This is a genomic window from Citrobacter sp. TBCS-14, assembly GCF_005280805.1.
Classification (GTDB): domain Bacteria; phylum Pseudomonadota; class Gammaproteobacteria; order Enterobacterales; family Enterobacteriaceae; genus Citrobacter; species Citrobacter gillenii.
The window spans coordinates 1-729 of record NZ_SZWM01000056.1 but is presented as its reverse complement, the minus strand read 5'-3'; the positions used below and the strand labels follow the sequence as shown (position 1 = coordinate 729).

Here is a 729-nt window from a genome sequence, read left to right as displayed (position 1 = left end):
GAAGGAGCAAGCCTACATCCACTGCTGAAACAGCGGGCGATATCTCAAACCTTTACCAAGGGCGAGAACCCGCTGGTCGACAGTTACAGTGCGTTTTTTGATAACGCGGTGGCATGTCATGCAGCGTGTGGCCGGGAAAAACCGCTACCCCATTGATGTGGTGAAAATCCCGATGGCGGTGCCGCTGACCACGGCTTTTAAACAGAATATTGAACGGATACGACGTGAACGTCTTCCGAAAGAGCTGGGCTATGCACTGCAGCATCAGCTGAGAATGGTGATAAAGCGATGAAACATACTGATATCCGTGCAGCCGTACTGGATGCACTGGAGAAGCATGATACCGGGGCGACGTTTTTTGATGGTCGCCCCGCTGTTTTTGATGAGGCGGATTTTCCGGCAATTGCCGTTTATCTCACCGGCGCTGAATACACGGGCGAAGAGCTGGACAGCGATACCTGGCAGGCAGAGCTGCATATTGAGGTTTTCCTGCCTGCTCAGGTGCCGGATTCAGAGCTGGATTCGTGGATGGAGTCCCGGATTTATCCGGTGATGAGAGATATCCCGGCACTGTCAGATTTGATCACCAGTATGGTGGCCAGCGGCTATGACTACCGGCGCGATGGTGATGCGGGGCTGTGGAGTTCAGCCGATCTGACTTATGTCATTACCTACGAAATGTGAGGACGATATGCCTGTACCAAATCCAACAATGCCGGTGAAAGGAGC

1 protein-coding gene and 2 pseudogenes are annotated in these 729 nt (G+C 52.9%); all 3 read left to right on the top strand.

Going from position 1 to position 729, the window contains the following annotated elements:
- Positions 1-105 (top strand): annotated as a pseudogene (locus FDX22_RS00310) (nicotinamidase/pyrazinamidase); the annotation flags it as partial.
- Between the two features lies 1 nt (position 106).
- Positions 107-292, top strand: a pseudogene (locus FDX22_RS00305) (phage tail protein); the annotation flags it as partial.
- Complete coding sequence (locus tag FDX22_RS00300; protein WP_146716558.1) at positions 289-684, top strand: phage minor tail U family protein; 396 nt, start codon at positions 289-291, stop codon at positions 682-684. The pseudogene FDX22_RS00305 and the gene FDX22_RS00300, both read left to right, overlap by 4 nt.
- The last annotated feature ends 45 nt before the right edge of the window (positions 685-729 follow it).